The sequence below is a fragment of the Rhizobium sp. P32RR-XVIII genome, from assembly GCF_012641395.1.
Classification (GTDB): Bacteria; Pseudomonadota; Alphaproteobacteria; order Rhizobiales; family Rhizobiaceae; genus Rhizobium.
The window spans coordinates 459,308-481,712 of record NZ_JABAIH010000003.1 but is presented as its reverse complement, the minus strand read 5'-3'; the positions used below and the strand labels follow the sequence as shown (position 1 = coordinate 481,712).

Below are 22,405 nucleotides of genomic sequence, written 5' to 3'. Positions count from 1 at the left end.
CCCTACCGCCACGCCACGGCGAAAACGGCGGTGGCCGCGATTACCCCGACGATCATCGCCAATACGTAGTGGGTCACGACGCCGGTCTGGAGTCGCCGCAGCGCGCCGCCGCCGCGCAGGATCGAGCGCGCAACGCCGTTCACCACGGCGTCCACCCCGGCGAGATCGATCCGCAGCCCAGCGCGTGCCGCCCCATGGAGGAGCGGCAGCGCCGCTGTCTCCGAGACATTGCTCACCGCCTGCTCGTAGCGCGCCAGCGGTCTTTCGGCGAGCCACATGAAGGCCCGCGCGCCCTTGCGATAGAACCAGTCGGTGTCGAGGCTGATCGTATTCTCTGGATCAAGCGCCCGGAGGAACAGCACGAAGCCCAGGGCGGTAAACATCAGCACGCCAAGGCTCTCGGTAATATGGACGCCCGTATAGGGTTCGAAGTCGACCGGATAGGGCAGAAGCGCATAGAGCGGCTGGGGAAATACCCCGATGGCGATGCAGAGCACCGCCGCCATGGCCATCGCAACCAGCATGTTGCGCGGCGGCTCCCGCGCCTCCAATTTCCGATCCGTGCCGAAAAACATGTAATAGGGAAGCTTGAGCCCGGTGTGCAGGAACGTTCCCGACGACGCCATTGTCAACGCCAGCACCACCAACGCTCGATGATCTGCTCCGGCAGCGGCAATCACCATCGACTTGGTAACGAAGCCCGAGAAGAATGGAAATGCCGAGATCGCGAAGGCGCCGACCATATAGAGCGCCACTGTCACCGGCATGGTCTTGTAGAGCCCGCCAAGCTCGGTGAGCTTGCGCCGCCCGGTGACGTAGATCACTGCCCCGGCTCCCATGAACAGGAGCGACTTGTACAGAATATGCGCGAAGGCATGGCTTGTGGCCCCGTTGACAGCCATCTCGGTCCCGATACCAATGCCCGCCACCATGTAACCCACCTGGCTGACGATGTGATAGGCGAGCAGCCGCCGGCAGTCGTTCTCCAGCACCGCATAGACGACGCCGTAGAGCGCCATGACGGTGCCGAGCCAGACAAGAAGCTCGGTTCCCGGAAACGCACGCGCCAGCACATAGACGGCGGTCTTGGTGGTGAAGGCGCTCATGAATACCGCCCCGGTGACGGTCGCTTCGGGATAAGCGTCGGTCAGCCACGCGTTGAGCGGCGGCACCGCGGCGTTGAGCAGGAACCCCGCAAGGATCAGGTAAGTGCCGGCGCCCATCGCCCCGATCGGGCCGAAGAGCAGCGAGCCTGTCGAAAGCCCATGGAGAATGATTCCGCCGAGCAAGACGACACCGCCCGTGACATGCACCATGAGATATCGGAACCCAGCACTGATCGCTTGCCGGCCGCCTTGGGCGAAAACCAGATAGGCAGAAGCAAACGCCATGGTTTCCCAGAACATGTACAGGGTCAGGTAGTCGCCGGCGAAGACCACGCCGAGCGCGCCGCCGACGTAGACGAAGGCAGCGACATGCTGGCCGGGACGAGGCAAGTGCAACGCGTAGACCGTTCCGATCAGCGCCATGATGGTGAAAACGGTGGCGAAGACGATGCTCAGTTTGTCGACCTTGGCGATCAGGATTTCCTGCCCGAGGAACTGCGCCGCTCCGTAGCTGCCCGGCTGCATCATAACCACCGCCAGCAGCGCCAGCGCCGGGATCAGCAGCAGATAGACCTTGCGGATCGTTCCGCTCAGGAAAGGGATCGGCAAGGCGCCAAGAATGAACAGCAGGGCCGGATGGGCGAAGTCAATCATAATAATCCTCGCGCCGCATGAGCCCGCCCTGATGGCCGAGGAATTTGGAAACAAAGATCAGCAGAACGCAGGATACGAAGCCATAGACCGCCGACCAGCCCGGCAGGCGATCCCACAGATATTCGGCGTGTTCGCGGGGGACCAGAAAGTCGGCGATGACGATCAGAACGAGCACCAGATAGAACAGCCGGCGCCGCTGGCTGGCATATTCTTCATCGCCGAAGAAATCGACCACGCGCTTGATCATCTGATAACTCCTTCCGCGAGGGCCAGGAAATAGTTTGGGAAAATACCCATCGACACCGACAGGATGGCGGTCGCGACGAGCGGGATCGTCATCATGGGAATTTCACGGATCGTCGCCGGGCTCTCCTCAGCCTCCGCCCTGAAAAAGGCGAGATAGCTTACCGGCAGGAAATAGGCAGCGTTGAGAACCGAACTCACCAGGAGCACGATCAGGAACGCGACGTCCCCTGCCTGCATCGAGCCCAACGTCAGATACCACTTGCTGACGAAGCCCGCCGTCGGCGGCACCCCGATCATGCTGAGCGAGCCGACGAAGAACGCCCCCATCGTCCAGGGCAGCCTGCGGCCGATGCCGGCCATATCGCTGATGTTCCGCTTGCCGGATGCGCAATAGATCGACCCGGCGCAGAAAAACAGGGTGATTTTTGAGAAGGCATGAGCCGCGATGTGGATGATCCCGCCGACCATCGCGGCCGGCGAGAGCAAAACCGCGCCCAGCACGATATACGAGAGCTGGCTGACCGTCGAATAGGCGAGCCTCGCCTTCAGGTCGTCCCGCGTCAGGGCGTAGACGGACGCCATCAGGATCGTGAACGAGGCCAGGTAGGCCGTGGCGATACCAAGATGCAGACTGCCCATCAGCCCCGTGCCGAAGACATGGAACACCACCCGCAGCACGCAGAACACACCCATCTTGACCACGGCCACCGCATGCAGGAGCGCGCTGACCGGTGTTGGGGCCACCATCGCGGCAGGCAGCCAGGCGTGCATCGGCATCACCGCGGCCTTGGCGAAGCCGAAGAGATAGCAGAAATAGACGACCGTCAGCAGCGGCGCTGAGGCATCGACGCCCGCCAACAGTCCCCCTGCCCTGAAGTCGAGCGACCCCGAGATCTGGTAAGTCAGTGCCAGCGCGGCGAGAAGCGCGCTTTTGGAGGCCCCCATCAGATAGACAAGGTATTTGCGGCTGCCCCTCCATGCCTCTTCATCCTCGTGGTGATAGACGAGCGGATAGGTCACGAGGCTGAGCATCTCGTAGAAGATCACCAGCGTGAAGAGATTGGCGGCGAAGGCGCCCCCCACGGCTGCCGCGAGACTGGCAGCGAAGCAGGCGAAGAACCGGGTCTGCGCATGCTCGTGCAAATGCCGCATGTAGCCGATGGAATAAATCGCCGCCACGATCCACAAGAGCGACGAGACGGTGGCAAACACCATGCCGAGCGCATCGACCCGGAAAGCGAAGGCAATCCCCGGCAGAATCTCGAACAAGCGCAGTTCGATCGTTCCCCCCGCCAGCACGGTGGGCGCCATCGAAACGACAATTGCGAACAAAACAACCGCGGCCAATGGCGAGACGAGATCGCGGACTCTGTCGCGATTGTTCAGAAGGAGAATCGCAATGGCCGCCAGACCTGCTACGGCGACGGCAAGCAGCGGCCGGATCGATATCACCGGGTCCGGGTCCAAGCCGCTATCCTTTCATCATCGTCACGTCGTCGACCTTGAGGGTGGACTTGTTCCTCACAAGAGCGACCAGGATACCAAGGGCGACGGCAACTTCCGCCGCGGTGATTGCGATGACGAAGATCGCGAAGATCTGGCCGCGAAAATCGTCGTAATAGTGCCCGAAAGCGATGAAGTTGATGTTGACCGAGTTGAGCAGAAGCTCCAGCGACATCAGCACAACCAGGATATTGCGCCTGAGCAGCACGCCCGCCGCCCCGATCACGAACAGGACCACTCCGAGCAAAATATACCACGAGAGCGGAACCATCAGTTCGACTCCTTCCGTGCCAGGACGATGGCGCCGACCAACGCAGCCAGCAGGATGACCGAGGCGGCTTCAAATGGCAGCAGGTAGTCGGCGAAAAGCGTGGTGCTGAGCTCTCTGAGCTGATCGCCACCACGCTTAGTGACGGGCTCCGCAACCGAAAAGCGGTTGCTCCAGAGCACCAGCACAAGCATCTCGATCCCAAGCAGCACCACCAGCACCAGAGCCGGCAGGTTGCCGCCCGGTAAGAACCGCTGCAACACCGCTTCGCGCACGTCGATCATCATGATCACGAACAGGAACAGGACCATGATCGCGCCGACATAGACGAAGATCTGGATCACCGCGAGCAACGGCGCTCCGAGCAAGACGAAGATTGCCGAGATTTGCAAGAAACACGCCATCAGACCCAACGCGCTGTGAACCGGATTGCGCGCCAGGACCAGCAGCAGGGCCGTGATCACGGACACCGTGGCGAACAGAAGAAAGAACCCCTGATCCATCGACGCCGAGCCTCCGACGCGGACTGTCACGCGGCGCGAGACGATCGGATCGAAATGCCGCCGCACTCACAAATTGTGCCCTAGTATCGGATTTTTCACAAGTCGTCGACGGAGCCAAACCGGAGCGGTACGGGCGTGCCGAGACCGCTCGCAGTTCGAACTTTCGCGAGCTGCGTGGCGGGGCCCCGGCCGGCGCCGGGTCAGGATCGGAAATTGGGCCCTTGATTAATTAAATCCATTGTGATTAATAAATGACATGACCTATGTGACCGGACTGAGCCAGAAAGACACTTACGCCCATAATCTCCGGGCGGTCTTCGAAGTTATTCGCGTTCACGGCCCAATGACGATCGCCGAAATTGCCCCGTATACCGGGCTGACGGTTCAAACGATCAGCAATCTCACCGGGGAACTCGATGCCGATGGTTTCATAAGGTCGCCTGGGCGCATCAAGTCGCGGCGCGGGCAGCCACCCAAGCAATTCACGGTGAACGAAAGCGCGCTTTGTTCGATCGGCGTGCATCTTGAACGCGGATACTATAGCGCTCTGCTAACCGACCTGTCGGGCCGGACGCTGCGCCGGGAAGCCTCGCAATTGCATGAGGCTACGCCCGAGGCAGCCCTTCTTGAGATCGCCGCTACCGTACGAAAGTTGCAGACTGAGGCCGGCTCGCCTGTTGCGGGCGTCGGCTTGGCGCTGCCCGGCCCGCTCTCGCTCGTTGAAGGCCGCGTCCGGTCGGTGCCCAACTACCCAGGCTGGGACGACGTCCCGGTGAGCGATATTCTTCGCGGCCACACTGGGCTGCCGGTATTCATCGAAAACGATGCCACGGCGGCGGCCATCGGAGAATTGCGTCATGGCGGCGCTCGAGGTTGTCAGGATTTTTTCTACATCTACTTCGGCACCAATCTGGGCGGCGGCATCATTTCCAATGGCGCAGCGATGCGCGGCGCGACCGCCAACGCCGGTGAGTTTGGCCGCCTTCTTGTCGGCAATATGGGTGGTCCGGAAGTAAACCATATCGTTTCATTCGCCGCCCTGAGGCGTGCGTTTCCAGGTATCACCAAGGATGAAGTGGCGCTGCGGCTCAATGCCGAGGATGCAGATCTGATCACTTGGCTGGAGAATGCCTGCGACGCGCTGCTCGCCCCGATCCATGCCGTGGAAAATCTTCTTGATCCCGAGCGGATCGTGCTCGGCGGCGAGTTTCCAGACTCTGTCTTCAGCTGGCTCGCAACACGTCTGGCGGAAAAGATCTCGAACGCCAGGCCAGCGGGCGCCCTACCCCCTCCGGCGATCGACGCTTCGTTCAGCGACGGAAAGGCTGCTGCGCTCGGCGCAGCCGCTCTGCCGGTACTTGCAGCGCTGTCTCTCGGCTCCTTGTCCTTGAAGGTGGCCAGTGAGACCGCGGCGTTGCCGCTCAAACAGCCGGCATTCTGGCAGGGCGGATAAAAAGGTCCAAAAAAACCAGTCGTTCGATTGGCTGACAAAGAAAGGGAACGTCATGATGACAAAGAATTCACTTGGACTTACGGCAGTTGCTCTGGTGGCTGCAGGAATTGCGATCGGTACGCCGGCTGCGGCAGAGCAAGTATCGCTCAACCTCGTGCTGGTTTCTCCGGCCGATCGCTGGGAACACATTCTGCCGTTGGCCGAGGCCGCATTTAAGAAGGCCAATCCCCAGGTCGATTTGAAGGTAAACGCTCAAATCCTGCCCTTTGGCGACAGGCTTACACGGCTTCGTGCCGCCGCAGCGGGCGGGACGCCGCTTGACATCGTTTCGCTCGACCAGCCTGAAGTCGGCGAGTTTGCCGCAGCCGGCTTCACCAAGGATCTCACCCCCTATATCGACCGCGACCTTGACGGGCTGAAGGACTGGCTTCCGGCCTATCGTGATGGAACGCTCTATGAGGGCAAATGGCACGCGATCTGGGCTTGGACCGACGCTCGCGTGCTCTGGTACTGGAAGGACCTTCTCAAGGAGGCCGGTGTCGACCCGCAGTCCATGACGACATGGGACGGGTATCTGGAGAGCTGCAAGAAGCTCGATGCTGCCCTTTCCAAGAAAGGCATCCAAGGCTGCCTGCTGATCGGCAAGCCTTGGGTTGCCGATTGGACCCTGCCCTATGTGTGGATGCACAACGGAGATATCGGGCAACTGGTCGATGAGGACGCCGCGAAGGACGCTGGGGCCAGCGAGGCTTGGGTTCCTTCCCTCGACAGCCAGGCGTGGATCGACGCGCTGAAATTCACCAAGGCGCAGGTCGACGCCGGCATCACGCCTTTCACCGAACATCAGTTTGGGCCGCAGTTCGCGTCGCGAAGCTTTGCGACGTCTCTTGAAGGGACGTGGGTCTATGGCTCGTTGGCCAATACCGGCGCAGACATGAGCAATGTCGGGGTGATTGCGGCGTTTCCGACCGAAAAGAAGGGCGAGCCGACCGCCACCATGGCCGGCGGCTGGACACTCGCAATCCCCGCGACGTCGGAGCATCCCGATGTCGCCTGGCAGTTCCTCAAAGCCATGCTGGACGTGAAGGTCATGGGCGACGCCGAAGTGAAGTTCGGTTATCTGCCCGTTCGCCAGTCCTTTGCCACGGATCTCGATAAAGACTTCGGCGCCTACTGGGACAAGGGTGGCGACAAGCGCTGGGATGAACTCAAGAAGCTCGCCCCCAGCGCCTATGGCCGCCCGAACTTCCCGAGCTGGTCCGGCGTCGGCACCACGATCAGCGAAACGGTGCAGAACGTCATGTTCAACGGGGCTGATCCAGCCGAGGCTGCCGCGAATGCGCAGCACCAGGTGCTGGAGGCGCTCGGTTGGCCGGAAGGCACCTCGGTTAAAGTGGCCGACGACAATAACGGCGCCTGCGAGAAAGGCGGCCGCCTGATCAATGCCGTGACTCCAATGCAAAAGGCAGCCGATAGCAATGGCTCCGGCGCCATTTGCACGGTCATCTCCAGCAACTGACCTGAAACTAAAGAGCCGGGCTGCCCACGGGCGCCCGGCTCTCGGAGGCGCCAATCATGCCGAGACCCAGCTCGACAAGCAATTCTCGTTTCGTCGCACTTTTGCTTGCTCCGGTCATTCTTTCGATGACCATCCTGTTCATCGTTCCGATCATTTGGAACATCTGGATCTCCATCCATAACGTCAGCTTTGCGACTTTCCATAAGGCTTGGAGTTTCGTCGGAGCGCAAAACTATGCGACTCTGCTGAATGACAACGTCTTTCCGAAGATCTTCCACAAGTCTGCTGTAACAACGCTGATCTTCACCTTGTCGAGCGTACTGGGGCAGTTTGCCGCCGGGTTTGGGCTGGCCCTCCTACTCCAGCGCCTCACATCATCGGCGCAGCTGTTCAGAGCCATCATCGTGCTGCCTTGGGTGCTCTCGGAACTGGTCGTGGCCTACATCTGGCTGTTCATGTATCAGCAGCACGGACCGTTGAATAACTTCCTCGGCATTTTTGGCATCGGGCCTATACAATGGCTCTCGAACTCAGCCTGGGCGATCTGGTCCGTCAGCCTCACCAACATCTGGTTCGGCACGCCATTTACCGTGCTGATGATGGGCGCGGCGCTGACGACGATCAACCCGGAGACCATCGAGGCTGCCCGGATGGACGGCGCCACCCCACGTCAGGTTCTGGTGCGGGTTACTTTGCCCCTGCTCAAGCCCTTCGTCGCCCTGAACCTCATCCTGATCACCATGTGGACGGTCAACGTGTTCGCCTTGCCACTGGCGATGACCCAGGGTGGGCCGGCCAATTCGACCACCACCATGTCTCTCTACATGTATCGGCAGGCCTTTGAGTTCGGCAATTTCTCGGTCGGTTCAAGCGTCGGAATAATGCTTTTCCTGCTGAACATCATCGGTGCGGTCATCTATTTGCGCACGCAAAGGAGCGCTCATGCGTAAGCTCGTCGGTTATGGGTTGCTGACGCTTGTCAGCCTGGTTGTAATTGTCCCGTTCGTCATGGTCGTGCTGGCCAGTATCAATCCTGCCGGCTTTCCGCAGATCCCCACGCACCCAACTGCTGCTCACTATGTGAGACTGCTGTCGAACCCGCAATTTGCTCGTGCGCTGATGAATTCGCTCATCGTCGCGGCAGGTGCGACCGTCCTTTCCGTTTTCATCTCGGCGACTGCCGGCTATGCGCTTTCCCGGTTCGAGTTTCGCGGGAAGGGGTTGCTGATGGGGGCCATTCTCGGTGTCTTCATGATCCCGGTCACCGTCAACACCATCCCCCTCTATCTCATGCTGCAGAAAATCGGCTGGCTGAACAGCTATCAGGGTCTGGTCCTGACCTATCAGGCGCTGATCCTGCCTCTCAACGTCTGGATCCTCAAGAACTTCTTCGACACCATTCCGAGCGAACTGGAAGAGGCGGCCATGATGGATGGCGCGGGCCGCTGGAAGACGTTCCGGCTTATCGTGCTGCCGTTGATCTGGCCGGGTATTGCGGTGGCTGTCATCTTCGCCGTGCGCTTTTCGTGGAACGAGTTCGTGTTTGCGGCCACATTCACGTCTTCCGCGACGATGCAGACCTGGCAAGGCGCGATGTACAACTTCCTCGGCTCGACCGGCTCCGATTGGGGGCCTCTGACTGCCGGCGTGATCATCGGCATGGTGCCGGTCGTCGTGCTCTATTGCATTTTCCAACGCCAGTTCATTTCTGGCCTGACACTTGGTGGGGTTAAATCCTGATGAATCGAACGAAAATGAACCTTGCGCTCCTCCAGATGAATTCCCGGCCACTCGACCGTGCCGCCAATCTGGAGCACATGGAGCGCCGCCTCGCCGCCATCGCAGGCAAGGCCGACTTTGCGGTGATGCCGGAATGCGCGGATGTTGGTTACGCGCCGGATACTGCCGGTTGGCTGGCCTCCGCGGAGCCCATCAGCGGCGGAAGCGTCAGAGCCTTGCGCGACATGGCGCGTAAACATTCGATCGCCCTTGCCTGCGGAGTTCTGGAGGCAGACGGACAGGTCGCCGGTGTCTATTACTCGTCGGTCGCCGTCATTGACGCCAGTGGCGAACTGATCGGCGTCTACCGGAAATCGCATCTTTATCCGCGTGAGCATCTGTGGTTTCGGGCCGGGGCCGAGTTGCCGGTGTTTGAAATCGCCGGTGCGCGGGTCGGGATTGCAATCTGCTTCGAGGCAGCGATCCCGCAATTGTTCAGCGAACTGGCAATGCGCGGCGCCGAACTGGTGATCAATCCTTCAGCTGTTCCGGTTGGTTACGACTATCTTCAGAATCTGCGCACCCCGGCCAGGGCCCAGGACAGTCAGATCTTCACGGCAGCGGTGAATCGCGCAGGGATCGAGGCAGACGTTCACTATTGCGGTGGTTCCCAGATCTGCGCGCCCACGGGCGAACTCCTTGGCAAGGCTGGACATGGCACCGAAGAGACTGTGATCGCCCGCCTGGATTTTGACCAGATCCTTCCCGCGCGCCTGCAGGAGCCGAGCTTCCGGGCGCTCAGGCCCGAACTCTACCAGTCGCTTCGACCAATCGATGCACAGTCGGCCAACGCGCCCCGGCGGGCGAACCCGTGAGCAGGTGAGCCTCGGGGACAGCCGCAAAACGATCTAGAAAGAGGTAAACCATGGGTGCAATCAGTCTCAGGGAAATTCGCAAGTCCTTCGGCTCCGTCGAAATCATCAAGGGTGTCGACCTCGACATCGACGATGGATCATTCGTGGTGTTTGTCGGTCCGTCCGGATGCGGCAAGTCGACCATGCTGCGGCTGATTGCAGGCCTCGAGGAAACGACCTCCGGCGAGATTGTCATCGGCGCCAAGAACGTGACGCGGACTGGGCCCGACAAGCGCGGCCTGGCCATGGTCTTTCAGTCTTACGCGTTGTATCCGCACCTGACCGTACGCGAGAACATGAGTTTCAGCCTGAGCATTGCAGGTGCCGACCGGCAAACTCAGGACAAGGCCGTCGCGACGTCGGCGGAAATCTTGCAGTTGGAGAAATTGCTGGAGCGCAAGCCCAAGGAACTCTCTGGCGGCCAGCGCCAGCGAGTAGCAATCGGGCGGGCCATCGTGCGCGAGCCGGTCGCCTTCCTGTTCGACGAACCCTTGTCGAACCTCGATGCGGCGCTGCGCGTGCAGATGCGGATGGAACTCGCGAGGCTTCATAAGCGGCTGGGCAAGACGATGATCTATGTCACCCACGATCAGGTGGAAGCGATGACGCTGGCCGACAAGATCGTCGTGTTCAACGGAGGTGCCATTCAGCAGCAAGGCGAGCCGCTCGAGCTTTACGATAAGCCATGCAATCTTTTCGTGGCGACGTTCATCGGCTCCCCGAAGATGAATATCATCGACTGCGCCCCTTTCACGAGCGAGCGGGCTGCCCGCCTCGTTCCGCAGGGCGCGAGCAATGTAAGCTTTCTCGGAATTCGCCCCGAACACATCCACCTCGCCGATCCCGGTTCCGCAGCCTTGGCGGGGACCGTCGGCGTCGCCGAACATCTGGGGAGCGACAGCTTCATCTATGTCGATATCGACGGCCTGAATGCGCCGGTCAACGTTCGTGTCACGGGGGGTGCTCGCATCAAGGCCGGCGAACAGGTCGGGCTGGAATTCAACACCTCAAACCTTCATCTGTTTGATCACAACGGTAACAGAGTGCCCTATCCGCGTTTTCCGCAGCAATAAGCAGGCCGCTTTCGGAAGTAGACCGCCGCTCATTTCGGCCGACCTCGGTGTGCTCGCGGTGCAGCCGGGTTTGGAATGCCAGGGCGCGCCTCGCATAGGACGCGGGGCATGCCGCCAATTTAGTTAGTTTCGCCAAGGAATTGAAATGAACGACTTCATCGCAAAGGCTCGCGCCATCCTGAAGACCAACGATCGTGGCGGATACACGGTGCCAACCGACCGCCTCTATCCTTTCCAATGGAACTGGGATTCTGCATTCGTCGCCATGGGTTTCGCTGGCTACGACGTGCTCCGCGCCTATCGCGAGCTTGAGCGTCTGGTGGAAGGACAGTGGGCGGACGGCATGATACCGCACATTGTTTTCCATGCACCGAGCGATACCTATTTCCCCGGCCCGGCCGTCTGGCGCACGTCCCACAGTGTGCCGACCTCCGGGATCACCCAGCCGCCGGTCTTTGGCATGGCCTTGAAACGCGTCCACGATGCGGCGGTTGCCAGTGGCCTTGAGAACGCCGTGCAGCGCTCGATGCCGCTGTTTGAGGCCGCCCTTGCCTGGCATCGCTGGTGGTATGCGGCCCGAGACCCGGAGGGCACCGGCCTCGTGGCCTTGCTGCACCCTTGGGAAAGCGGCAGCGACAATTCGCCTGCCTGGGACCTTGCCATGCAGCGGGTGCCGACCACGACCGAGACCGTGATCGTGCGCAAGGACACCGGCCATGTGGACGCCTCCATGCGGCCGCGCGACGAAGACTACAAACGCTTCATCCATTTGGTCGACACCTATGCGGCCTGTGGCTGGGACCCGGCCCGGCAATGGGAAGTCGCACCCTTCAAGATCGCCGAAGTCCAGACGACCGCCATACTCCTGAAATCCGGCGAGGAGCTCGTGGTACTGGCGCGCGCACTCGGCCGCACCGCTGAGGCAGAGGAGTTGCAGGCGATGAACAGCCGCTCCCGTGCTGCACTCCTGTCGCAATGGCGGCCGAAGCTGAGGCGTTTCGTCTCCCGTGATCTCGTTTCTGGCGAAGACATCGAAGCCCCAACCCAAGCCGGCTTCGTTCCGCTGCTCGCACTCGACCTCGATCGAGACATCCTAACGGCAGCCAGCGCCGAAATGACGCTCTGGTCGGATGGCATGCAAGTGGCCTTCCCTTCAACGCCGAAGACCTATTCAGGTTTCGAGGCTAAGCGCTACTGGCGGGGTCCCTCCTGGGCCATCATCAACTGGCTGCTGATCGACGGGTTGAACCGCAACGGCCTCACCGAGATGGCTGCCGAACTGCGCCGCTCCACCATAGGCGCTATCGAGAAGATCGGGTTTGCCGAATATTTCGATCCGATCACCGGCGAGGGTTGTGGTGGGCTCGATTTCTCCTGGACCGCTGCTGCTTACATGGAACTAAGCAAGGCGGCACCGTAACAAGGTGCTCGAACAGGCAGTGTGACCAGCGGCTATCTCTCTCGCCAAAAAGCCCCGCACGATGGCGGGGCCGTTAGGTGATGAAACACGGTACGCAGTATCTTAGGAGGCAGTATGCCCGCCCGTTTAGTACCGGACCTTGACGCCGTCATGACAGCCAACTCAAAAAGCGGTAAATCCGGCCTCCCTCATCACCCCTGACTTATGCTGTGGCTCCTGGAAAAATCTCAAAGCCGGTGTCGACGATGCACTTCGTTGCCGGACGCTCGAGGGTCTCGAATGCCTTCTCCACGGATGTGCGGCCAATCAGGAACCGATTGGATCGAACCGTCGAGAGAGGCTGAGGCAGCTCTCGGCCTATATCCAGGCCATTGAAGCCGAAGAGCGCGACATCTTCGGGAATGCGGAGACCGCTCCCAAGGCACTGGAACACGCCGCCAACCGCCATGTCATCGTTCGAATAGATGATGACATCGACTTTCGTGCTCTGCGCGCAAAGGCGCGCCGTCATCTCTCGTCCGACACTGACGGAACTTGGACCATCAGCCATTGCATGAGCAGCAATTCTGAGCCCGGCGTCGCCGAGAGCCTCGCAGATCCCCTCATAGCGAAGGCGCGCGCGCCGGTCCGCTTGCCAATCATGACCGACATAGCCGAACCGGCGATATCCGCGCTCCACCAGATGCTTTCCGATCGCGTAGCCCGCGCGTCTATGAGACATGCCGACCGCGACATCAATTGGCGTGGCGTCGATATCCATCATCTCGACCACACGCACATTGCTTTCGAAAAGCATGCGGTGCGTTGCCGGCGTGTGATCGAAGCCGGCGATCAGGATTGCCGCGGGCTTCCATGACAGCAAGCCTCGGACGATCGTTTCCTCCAAGTCGATGTCATAATCGGTGATGCTGATGACAGGCTGGTAGTCGCTGCCGCGAAGCGCGGCGTGGACGCCCTGCAGCACCTCCGGGAAGACGATGTTCGAAAGTGACGGCACGACCACCCCAACCAGATGGGAATCGAGCGAGGCAAGCGACCCGGCGATCCGGTTGGGCACGTAGCCGATCGCACGCACGGCCTCCATCACCCGCTCACGCGTTTCCTCGGCCACCGGCCCCTTGTTGCGCATGATGCGCGAAACCGTCGATTCGCCGACCCCTGCGCGTAAGGCTACGTCCTTGACGGTCACCTTGCTTTTCCTGGCCGGCAGACGCTGCTTCTGCTGCATCGCTTCTTCGTTCCCCCGCCCCTTGCAACTCAACGCCCCAACGTGACGCCAACTGCGGCTTATATCAAGACGCTCAGTTCGACGAGCAGCCAGGCGTTGAGACAGTCTTCGTTGAGCGGGGCACTTTCCAAAGAATGGAGAGCGGTTTGCCGCTCTCCATTCTTTCGGGGGTCAGTTGATCACGCGGATGACCTTCCGGGAGGAAGGCTCGACGATGACACGCTCGTGGTTGACGACAGCGTAGGCGTATTTCGGGTTCTCCGGGACGGGCGTGACCACCACAGTCTCAGGCAGCGGCTGGCCGACAATGACCTTCTCCCTGACGACGACAGACTCGCTCGGGATCGGCTGCTGCTGGACATAGGTCACAACCTGTTGTGGAGGGGGATCGATCATGGTTCCGACGATGGCGCCCGTAACGCCGCCAACAGCAGCTCCGACCGGCCCGCCAACGATGGCGCCGGTGACCGCGCCGCCGGCAGCCCCGTTGACTGTGGACGATTGTGCGTAGGCTGTGCCTGCAAGCAGGCCAAGCGAGGCTGCGGCGAAGGCAATCATTTTGATTTTCATGACATTCTCCTTGTCTTCGTTCTGCCCTGGCCGGCCTCCCCTGCGAGGAGCAGCGGCTGAGCTAGTTCGAAAACGCGAGCTGCATCAAGCTGTTCCGGCATCGGACTTCGGTCCGGCGAGTGGTCTGACCTTGGTCCTACGCGAACAAGATCAACCTCTGTTTGGACCTTGATCTCACCTGTCGACTGCATCGCGCAGGGCCATCGCGGCCTCGGTGCGGTTGGAGGCCTTGAGCTTCGCCAGGACCTGCGTCATGTGATGCTTGATAGTCTTCTCATGAAGGCCAAGGTTCAAAGCGATCTGCTTGTTGGTAAGGCCCTGAGCGACAAACTCAAGTACCTCCCGCTCGCGGCCCGTAAGAAGATCCAGCGCTTTCCGTTTGGGAGCCGAGGATCCGAACTGCCCCAAGATCAGGCGGGCCGACAGCGTCGGTGCAACATAGCACTTCCCGCGCGCCACCCCGCGAACGATGTCAGCCAGTGCTTTCGAGCCGACGCCCTTGAGCGCGTAACCCTTGGCGCCACTGCTGAGCGCCTTTGACACGTCATCGCTTGCTTCGGACACGGTCAGCATGACGATTTTCTGGTTCGGCACGCGATCAAGTATCAAAGGGATCGCATCGATGCCGCCGCCCGGCATGGAGATGTCCATCAGGATCACATCGGGTCGAAGCTCTTCGGAAATTCGGATGGCGTCGTCTTTGGTACCCCCTTCGCCGACGATAATGAAGCCCATCTCCCCAAGGCTTCTGGCTACTCCCGCCCTGAATAGAGGGTGGTCATCGATCACCGCTAGGCTCGTATCTTCCATCGGGCTTTCTCCAGCTCCCATCCGCGGAGCGACGTTTTGACCGTTGTACCTCTTGCGCATGTCTCCACCTCAACGAGCCCGCAGGCTCCCAATGCGATTTTCCAGACCCGCTAAACCGAGGCGGGCCGGCGAAGCTCCTGACATCGAAGCCATCTCCCCGAACCCTGCCCCCTTGTGATGTGCCTTGTTGAGCGTCTCCTGCACAAAAAAGCGCCAACGAGCAGCATCGTGGGGTAGACACGAAGCCGCCTGCGAGCAGAACTGCCTGGCGAGGGAGTGCGATAAGAAGCTCATCGACAATCACATGCTTATTAAAATGTCATCGCAATCCATCAGGCGGCCAGCCATAGAGCCGCGTTCGGTTGCGCGACTTACGGCGACGACGGAAGCCTGAATTGTCCTCCCACGGAAAGCTGCATTACAACGCCATGTGGCCTTGATTGTTCCAGACTTTGGACCCTATCTTTCCGGATCAGTTGGAATTTCTTCAGATGCCGAAGATTATCACGACGCAGTCGTACTGTATGCCCGTGGATTTTGTTGGTCTGTAGTCGTTCAATTGCCGAACGTTACTGCTTAGAATCTTGATATGCGTTCCCATATCGCCAATTGCCGTTCAACATACAGACGCCTCTCGTGAAGAGACTAAGCGCCGGACGAATGACAAAAATGGGCTGCCGTTTCATAAGCCGTCGTGACGACGCGGCCATGAAGCCTGTCGCACGGAGGCGGCAGGTCTCCAGCTCAATATGACGGCCGATGCGACATCGGCCCAAGTTATTGCTAGTTGCCCGGCTTATCGAGCCCGTTTTGCCGTGCGACGAAATCCGCGAGGTGAGGCACATAGTCTTCCGGTCCGCTGCCTCCGCCAGCCACTGCCGCGGCATAGGAATTTTTCACCGCACTCGCGAGCGGCGTGACGATGGTCGCGTCATTCGCCATCGATTCCAGATACTTTAGATCCTTGTAGGCGTTCGACAGCGTAAAGCGATGGGCATTCCGGTTGCCTTCGAGAGCGTAGCCCATGAAGGTCTGGTAAAATCCGCTATCCATGCGGCCGCCTCGAATGACGCTATCGAAGCGCTCGACGGAGATTCCAACCTTTCGGGAAAGGGCGAGCGCCTCCGCGAAGAGAGCGCCCATGCCAAGGGATATGAAGTTGTTGAGAAGTTTCATCCGGTGGCCGTCGGCAATGCCGCCGATGTGCACGATCTTCGCCGCCCAGGTGGAGATTACCGGCTGTATTCGCTGAAAAACCTCATCCTGGGCACCCACCATGCAGTCCAGCGTTCCCTCCCACGCCTCTTTCGGCGTGCGGCTCAGCGGCGCGTCCGCAAAGTGGACATTCTGCGCGGCAAGCATCTCCGCTAGGCGAATGGTGACCGTCGGATCTCCCGTCGAACAGTCGACAATGACCGTCCCGGCGACGAGCGCCGGCTTCATCTCCTCGATGACGGCGGAAACTTCCTTCGAGCCTGTGAGGCAGAGAAAGATCATCGTCGAATTCGCCGCCAGCTCGGTCAGCGATCTCGCTTCCGTAGCGCCTCGGGCAATCAGGTCCTCTACGGGCTTGCGATTGCGGTGAGCGATGACCGTAAGCGGAAAACCCTTTTCGACGATGTTCTTGGCAATACCGTGCCCCATCAGACCGATGCCGACAAAGCCGATTTTCTCCTGCATTTCAGCCATAGTGCTCTCCCGTAGGTGTGAAGTTCTGCCGCCCGCAGGGTCTTAGGGAAGGTTGAAGCGCTTCCGCAGGTCATCCACCTGCTCCGGCGTCAGCATCCTTTTTGCGTGATGCTGCAGCATGAGGAAAAGCTTTGCCGTCTCTTCCAGCTCTTCTGCAGCGAACTGAGCGTTTGCAAGCGTCGTCCCCGCGACGACCGGCCCGTGATTGGCCAGCAGCATGGCGTGATGGCGCCCGGCCAGCGACTTGACCGCCTCCGCGAGCGCCATGTCCCCCGGCGCGAAATAGGGAACCAGCGGCAGGCGCCCAACGCGCATGACGTAATAGGCCGTAAGCGGCGGCAGGACATCTTGCGGATCGATGTCGCGCAGAATGCTGACGGCGGTCGCATGGCTCGAATGGAGGTGGACAACTGCACCCGCATCGCTGCGCTCGCCATACATCGAAAAATGCAGGAATGATTCCTTGGTCGGCGCGTCACCGGATACAAGCCGGCCGGAAGCATCGAACAGGGATAGTCGCGTCGGATCAAGCGACCCCATAGAGGCATTTGTCGGCGTCATCAGCCACCCGCCGTCCGGCAGACGCACTGAAATGTTGCCGGTCGAGCCGGACGTCAGCCCGCGGTCGAAAAGCGATTGCCCCGTGCGGCATATCTCCTCGCGCAGACGATTGATCTCATGCATCGGACGTCTCCGTTTCAAGCAGCGTCCAGGCTTTCAGGAAAAAGTCCGGGGCGCCAAAATTGCCGGATTTCAGGGCAAGTGCAATGTCCGGCCCGCCGATGCTGCGGGTCCATGGCACGCCCGGATCGATTTCAGGGCCGATCGAAAGCGCCTTGACCCCGAGCGCATTGATCACGGCACCCGATGTCTCCCCGCCGGCAACGAGGAAGCGGGCAAAGCCATTCCCCAGAAGCCGCTGGGCAACCTCGGCTAGCGTCTGCTCGACAAGTGCCCCGGATTCATGACGTCCCATGGCTGCCTGGATTCCGAGAAGCTCCTCTGGGCTAGCGCTGGAATAGATAAGCGGCGGCCGGTCGGCAGCTTGCGAAATCGCCCAGTCGGCGATCTTGGCAGCAGTCTGGGTTCCGTCCGCAACCGTCGAAATATCAAGCCGACGAGCCGCAATGCCGGCATTGCGGGCCGCCTCTATCTGGCCGCGGGTTGCGAGCGAACAGGATCCGGCAAGGATAACCGCTCGCCCAGCCGGCGCGGTCAAGCGGGTCACCGCCTGCCTTGCCAGCAGTTTGCCTCTCTTTCTGAAATTCTCGGGCAATCCCATCGCGATGCCGGAGCCGCCCGTGACAAGCTTCATGCCGTCGCAGGCGGTGCCGATTGTACGCAGATCGGCATCCGACAGCGTGTCGACGATAAGGATCCGGTTGCCCTCCGCCCGATGCTGCGCAAACGCCGCCTTGATTGCCGCTTCTCCCTTGGCAATCACCGGCCAATCCACGAGACCGACCGATCGCTTCGTCTGCCGCTGCAGGACGCGGACGAGATCGGGATCACGCATGGGTGTCAAAGGATGGTCCTTCAGGGGACTTTCCGACAAAAGGCGATCGCCGACGAAAAGATGACCCTTGTAGACGGTTCGTCCGGCTGCGGGAAAGGATGGACAGGCGATCGTCAATTCGCCGCCGGTCAGATCCTGAAGCGCCTCTGCGACCGGCCCGATATTGCCGTCATCGGTGGAATCGAATGTCGAGCAGTATTTGAAAAGCAACTGCTCCGCACCGGCAGCGAGCAGTTTGCGGGCTGCCGCGACCGAAGCGCTGACAGCCTCTTCGGCAGGCGCCGTTCTGGATTTCAGCGCGACGACCACCGCGTCGGCGTCCTGAAAATCACTCCCCTCCTCCGGCACGCCGATCAATTGCACGGTTCTCATCCCTTCGCGGGACAGCATGAGGCAAAGATCGGTGGCCCCGGTAATATCGTCGGCTACTGCACCGATGAGCAAATCAGTTCTCCTCCTGTACGGGCCGGGTCGGATGCGCTTTCCCAACGCGGATAAACCTTCCGACCTCGACCAAAATAGATCTTGCAAACCGTTTTCGGGATAAGCTAACCATAGAGTGGCAGCGCTGTCATTACTTTTCCGTGCTCCGCAGGTCAAGCAATTGCCAGCTGCGCGGCAGTGAACGGAACAAGGGTCTGGAACATGAGCGAACGAGCGAGCTTGAAGGTCTGCGTCATAGGTCTAGGATCGATGGGCTTCGGTGTGGCCTCGTCGCTGCTGAGAAGCGGTTTCGAAACGAGCGGCTACGACATCAGCGCCGAGACGCTGGCGCGCTTCTCCGAGGCAGGCGGGCGGGCGGCCGCAAGCCCGGCCGAAGCAGCCGATGGTGCGGATGTCGTCGTAACGGTCGTGGTCAGCGGCGCCCAGACCGAAGCGGTCCTGTTCGGCGATGATGGCGCCGCGGGTGGAATGACGAAGGGCGGCACGATCCTTTCCTTTGCAACGATGCCGCCGCAGACCGCCGAGGATCTGGCGCGACGCGCAGCCGAACTTGGTCTCAGCTATATCGACGGACCGATCAGCGGCGGTGCGAAACGGGCCGCGGCCGGAGAGCTGACGGTGATGGCTTCCGGGCCTGCCGAGGCATTCAGCCATGCCCGTCCGGTGCTCGATGCAATCGCTACAAAGGTTTATGAACTTGGAGATCGGGCCGGCATCGGATCCTCTTTCAAGATCGTGAACCAGCTCCTTGCCGGCGTTCACATTGCCGCGGCCTGCGAGGCGATCACCTTCGCCAAGGCGCTCGGCCTCGATATCGACAAGGTCTATGAGGTGATTACCGCGTCTGCAGGCAATTCCTGGATGTTCGAGAACCGCGTTCCCCACATTCTCGAGGGCAATTACGCCCCTCATAGCGCAGTGGATATCTTCACGAAGGATCTCGGAATCGTTTCGGACCTCGGGCGCGGGCTGAAGTTTCCGCTGCCGATCACCTCCACGGCGCTTCAGATGTTTGTCATGACGGCTGCGGCCGGCATGGGTAAAGACGATGACGCCTCGATCGCAAGGCTCATCGCGAAGGTGACCGGCATTGATCTCCCCGGCGAACCAAAGGCGAGCTGATGCCGAAATTCGCTGCAAATCTCACGATGATGTTCAACGAAGTGGCGTTTCTCGATCGGTTTGCCGCTGCCGCCAAGGCTGGTTTTACCGCCGTCGAATTCCTGTTTCCTTACGACCATCCGCCAGAGGTCGTTGCGGCGCTGCTGAAGGAAAACGGCCTGACGCCGGCGCTTTTCAATCTGCCGCCCGGCAACTGGCAGGCAGGTGAACGCGGCCTGGCGTCGCTTAGCGGCAGGCAGGGCGAATTCCGGGCATCGGTGGATATCGCTCTAACGTATGCCCGAAGCACCGGCGTTCGCAGGCTGCATGTCATGGCCGGTCGGGCTTCACGCAAGGATCCGGCTGCGGTGGAGGCCTATCGCGATGCTGTGGCATTTGCCTGCGACCGGGCCGGCCAGGACGGCATCGATATCGTCATAGAACCGATCAACCCGCGGGACATGCCGGGATACTTTCTCGACGACTTCGACTTTGCGGCCGATCTGATCGATGCATTGAACAAGCCCAACCTCAAGCTTCAATTCGACATCTACCATCGCCAGATCATCCACGGCGACGTGCTGACAGGGCTTCGGCAGTTCATGCCGATCATCGGCCATGTGCAGATCGCTTCCGTGCCGCCGCGCAATGAGCCCGGAACGGGCGAGCTTGACGATTTGCGTGTTCTGAGGGAGCTGGATCTCCTCGGCTATACAGGCTTTGTCGGATGCGAATACCGTCCCGCCGGCGATACGGTCGCCGGCCTCGGCTGGCTTGACGCATTTCAAAAATAGGCGGGAAGTCGCCCATAAGCCTTTGAGTGCCGGATGCCGGACTCCTCTCGCGGTACTGATACAATCTCGAAAGCTTCGCACAGCTTTTAGGCAACAAGCGAAATATACGAGATGCGCTCCTCATCGGCCGCGCGTATGAGCGCCGCTCTGACAGATTCCGGCGGAATTTCATTGTGCAAGGCCCGGAGGCAAGCCCTGACTGCCGTAACATATTCTTCACCATCATCGCTTGGCCAATCGATGATGAGGATCTCCGCCGCGTCTCTTACGGTCCTGACAATCTTGTACTTTGCTCTACCCCTCATGACGAGCGTCAGAGCTGGAAACTGATCCGATGCGTGCAGTTTCATTACACTTGGCCCCCGTAGCGTAAGCATATTAGTAATTATGCAAATCCCGTTCCAATTGAGGCGACATCATGAATTCCGGCTCTCATCGCCCTTCTTCCACTCCTTTTCCGATCGGCAAAATTTAGCGCTATGGACTGCCTTGCGTATCAAGTTGCACCGGAGCGCGAGGGACGCTCGAGCGCAGAGACATCGAGGAAAGAGCTGCTCTTTGGCTGCGGGATTCTGCCAAATACGAGTATTACATACGAAAGATTGCGTATCTTATGCCCACCGCAATTATAGTAATGCTTCAAAATTGTTGATTTATTATTACAAATGGATAAATCTGAAATTGAATATGATCTTCTCATCTTTCATATCAATTTCGTGCTTACAGAATAATCCGCGGACGTACCAATCAGTCTTACAGCTAGGTATCGTGGATCCGCCTCAGCCCGCCATTTCAGGCGGGCTTCTTCTTGATGGGAAATGCGGCGCGTGATGCGTACGGACTTCGATCTGGTCTAAGTCGCAGATATTGTCGTTGACGGAGATGGACCAACTAATCAGTGGGAGCACGGAGGGGATGCTCGTTCCCAAACCCATACCTGCCGCTGCGATGGCTATCTGAACCTGCAAGGGATGCAGAGATGGGAAAGCAAATTAGGAAGTCATCACTCCGGCATAAGAAGACAACCTTCAGACGTCGCCCGCGCGCACCTATTTCAAAACGCGGCCCAAAACGGCTCGTTCGCCCGAAATGACGAGAGCATCCATCGACCCTGCCGCGTTCTGGCGATGATTGCACCGGCCGGTAAGAATCACCATTGAGTCCTGAACCGTACTAATCCTTTTGGGCTAGTTTGCCCGAACTAAGCCTTCTGGCAATGTGGCCTCGGAACAGGGCATAGGTCTGGGGTAATTCCAGTTCCACGCTGAAGGGTTTAGAAGGCAACCCCTGAGGTGCAGCTCGGGCTCGCTTTACTTTGTAAGGCGAGCCCTTGTTGTATTCCGCCGGCGAAAGCGTTGCGCGATTCAAAGGAATGGCGAACCGAGTGGAGATCAGCTTGAAGCAAGCTCTTACTGGCGCGTGGTACTAAAGATCAGAGCGGGAATTGGCGGTGCGGACAGTGCCCTATCACCCTCGGCCGCAATATTGGCGCGGTACCGACCCGTCGATTTCCCTTGGAACTTTGACGCCGCCGGATGGTTGAGCCTTGGTCGATAACAGAAGCAAAAAGGAGAATTCGATGCTTCTCAAGATCATAGCAACCACGGCTTTCGCGGTCGGTCTAGCGACCTCGGCTATGGCACAATCGGCGAGCGGCTCCGGCAGTGCCGGCGCTAGCGGCAGTGCAGGCGGCGCATCTGGCTCCGTAGGTGGCTCGGCAACCGGCGGAGTTGGGACTGGCTCGACCAACAGCGGCTCGATGAATAATAACACCGGCAACCCGGCAGTTATTGATCCCAACACTACCAACAGCACGACCAACAGCCCAACCAGGTCGCCCGATTCTTCCGACTGTACCCAAGCAGCAAACCCGAA

Annotated in this window: 21 protein-coding genes; 9 read left to right on the top strand and 12 right to left on the bottom strand. The window is 59.9% G+C overall.

Translation table 11 applies throughout. The features are described 5' to 3' along the window. Positions 1-2: 2 nt before the first annotated feature. The 5 genes from HGP14_RS11905 to HGP14_RS11885 are packed head-to-tail and all read right to left on the bottom strand — an operon-like array spanning position 3 to position 4,280. Positions 3-1,760 carry a Na(+)/H(+) antiporter subunit D gene (locus HGP14_RS11905; protein ID WP_168830037.1) on the bottom strand — a complete coding sequence of 586 codons (1,758 nt, stop codon included), beginning with the start codon at positions 1,758-1,760 and terminating at the stop codon, positions 3-5. Continuing rightward, positions 1,753-2,007, bottom strand: coding sequence for a hypothetical protein (locus tag HGP14_RS11900; RefSeq protein ID WP_168830036.1), 255 nt, complete (start codon positions 2,005-2,007; stop codon positions 1,753-1,755). Before HGP14_RS11900 ends, HGP14_RS11905 begins: the two co-directional genes overlap by 8 nt. Next, positions 2,004-3,473 carry a monovalent cation/H+ antiporter subunit D family protein gene (locus HGP14_RS11895; protein ID WP_205927124.1) on the bottom strand — a complete coding sequence of 490 codons (1,470 nt, stop codon included), beginning with the start codon at positions 3,471-3,473 and terminating at the stop codon, positions 2,004-2,006. Before HGP14_RS11895 ends, HGP14_RS11900 begins: the two co-directional genes overlap by 4 nt. A gap of 4 nt (positions 3,474-3,477) precedes the next feature. Beyond that, entirely contained in the window at positions 3,478-3,780 is a 303-nt protein-coding gene (gene nuoK, locus HGP14_RS11890) for an NADH-quinone oxidoreductase subunit NuoK (protein WP_168830035.1), read from the bottom strand. Further along, entirely contained in the window at positions 3,780-4,280 is a 501-nt protein-coding gene (locus HGP14_RS11885; RefSeq protein ID WP_168830034.1) for an NADH-quinone oxidoreductase subunit J, read from the bottom strand. The genes nuoK and HGP14_RS11885 overlap by 1 nt, the downstream gene beginning before the upstream one ends. Before the next feature lie 256 nt (positions 4,281-4,536). On the opposite strand from HGP14_RS11885, the gene HGP14_RS11880 reads away from it, so the two are divergent. The 7 genes from HGP14_RS11880 (at position 4,537) to HGP14_RS11850 (ending at position 12,378) form a co-directional block, all read left to right on the top strand. Then, positions 4,537-5,733, top strand: a complete 1,197-nt coding sequence (locus HGP14_RS11880; protein WP_168830033.1) for an ROK family transcriptional regulator — start codon at positions 4,537-4,539, stop codon at positions 5,731-5,733. Between the two features lie 55 nt (positions 5,734-5,788). Further along, positions 5,789-7,252: an extracellular solute-binding protein gene (locus HGP14_RS11875; RefSeq protein ID WP_168830032.1), complete on the top strand. Its 1,464-nt coding sequence runs from the start codon at positions 5,789-5,791 to the stop codon at positions 7,250-7,252. A gap of 125 nt (positions 7,253-7,377) precedes the next feature. Further along, entirely contained in the window at positions 7,378-8,202 is an 825-nt protein-coding gene (locus HGP14_RS11870; protein ID WP_168830031.1) for a carbohydrate ABC transporter permease, read from the top strand. After that, complete coding sequence (locus HGP14_RS11865) at positions 8,195-8,992, top strand: carbohydrate ABC transporter permease (protein ID WP_168830030.1); 798 nt, start codon at positions 8,195-8,197, stop codon at positions 8,990-8,992. The genes HGP14_RS11870 and HGP14_RS11865 overlap by 8 nt, the downstream gene beginning before the upstream one ends. Next, positions 8,992-9,846 (top strand): carbon-nitrogen hydrolase family protein, encoded by an 855-nt coding sequence (locus tag HGP14_RS11860; RefSeq protein WP_168830029.1) that lies wholly within the window; start codon positions 8,992-8,994, stop codon positions 9,844-9,846. Before HGP14_RS11865 ends, HGP14_RS11860 begins: the two co-directional genes overlap by 1 nt. Positions 9,847-9,896: 50 nt before the next feature. Continuing rightward, positions 9,897-10,958 carry an ABC transporter ATP-binding protein gene (locus HGP14_RS11855; RefSeq protein WP_168830028.1) on the top strand — a complete coding sequence of 354 codons (1,062 nt, stop codon included), beginning with the start codon at positions 9,897-9,899 and terminating at the stop codon, positions 10,956-10,958. A 145-nt stretch (positions 10,959-11,103) separates the two neighbouring features. After that, the gene (locus HGP14_RS11850; RefSeq protein WP_168830027.1) at positions 11,104-12,378 is read left to right on the top strand and encodes an MGH1-like glycoside hydrolase domain-containing protein; all 1,275 of its coding nucleotides are present in this window, start codon (positions 11,104-11,106) and stop codon (positions 12,376-12,378) included. 202 nt (positions 12,379-12,580) lie between these two features. Here HGP14_RS11850 and HGP14_RS11845 read toward each other — a convergent pair whose 3' ends face one another. The 6 genes from HGP14_RS11845 to otnK form a co-directional block, all read right to left on the bottom strand. Then, complete coding sequence (locus HGP14_RS11845) at positions 12,581-13,606, bottom strand: LacI family DNA-binding transcriptional regulator (RefSeq protein WP_168830026.1); 1,026 nt, start codon at positions 13,604-13,606, stop codon at positions 12,581-12,583. Between the two features lie 171 nt (positions 13,607-13,777). Further along, the gene (locus HGP14_RS11840; protein WP_168830025.1) at positions 13,778-14,176 is read right to left on the bottom strand and encodes a DUF1236 domain-containing protein; all 399 of its coding nucleotides are present in this window, start codon (positions 14,174-14,176) and stop codon (positions 13,778-13,780) included. 174 nt (positions 14,177-14,350) lie between these two features. After that, positions 14,351-14,986 carry a response regulator transcription factor gene (locus tag HGP14_RS11835; RefSeq protein WP_168830024.1) on the bottom strand — a complete coding sequence of 212 codons (636 nt, stop codon included), beginning with the start codon at positions 14,984-14,986 and terminating at the stop codon, positions 14,351-14,353. Between the two features lie 783 nt (positions 14,987-15,769). After that, complete coding sequence (locus HGP14_RS11830) at positions 15,770-16,675, bottom strand: NAD(P)-dependent oxidoreductase (protein WP_168830023.1); 906 nt, start codon at positions 16,673-16,675, stop codon at positions 15,770-15,772. Between the two features lie 42 nt (positions 16,676-16,717). After that, positions 16,718-17,359, bottom strand: coding sequence for a 3-oxo-tetronate 4-phosphate decarboxylase (gene otnC / locus HGP14_RS11825; RefSeq protein WP_168830022.1), 642 nt, complete (start codon positions 17,357-17,359; stop codon positions 16,718-16,720). Next, positions 17,352-18,635, bottom strand: coding sequence for a 3-oxo-tetronate kinase (gene otnK / locus HGP14_RS11820; protein ID WP_168830021.1), 1,284 nt, complete (start codon positions 18,633-18,635; stop codon positions 17,352-17,354). The genes otnC and otnK overlap by 8 nt, the downstream gene beginning before the upstream one ends. Positions 18,636-18,836: 201 nt before the next feature. On the opposite strand from otnK, the gene ltnD reads away from it, so the two are divergent. Both ltnD and otnI read left to right on the top strand, forming a co-directional pair. Continuing rightward, complete coding sequence (gene ltnD, locus HGP14_RS11815) at positions 18,837-19,757, top strand: L-threonate dehydrogenase (RefSeq protein WP_168830020.1); 921 nt, start codon at positions 18,837-18,839, stop codon at positions 19,755-19,757. Beyond that, positions 19,757-20,530 (top strand): 2-oxo-tetronate isomerase, encoded by a 774-nt coding sequence (otnI, locus tag HGP14_RS11810; RefSeq protein ID WP_168830019.1) that lies wholly within the window; start codon positions 19,757-19,759, stop codon positions 20,528-20,530. The genes ltnD and otnI overlap by 1 nt, the downstream gene beginning before the upstream one ends. A gap of 86 nt (positions 20,531-20,616) precedes the next feature. On the opposite strand, the gene HGP14_RS11805 is transcribed toward otnI, so the two are convergent. Further along, a complete protein-coding gene (locus HGP14_RS11805) occupies positions 20,617-20,835 on the bottom strand; it encodes a DUF982 domain-containing protein (RefSeq protein WP_409527074.1) in 219 nt (72 codons plus the stop codon). Between the last annotated feature and the right edge of the window lie 1,570 nt (positions 20,836-22,405).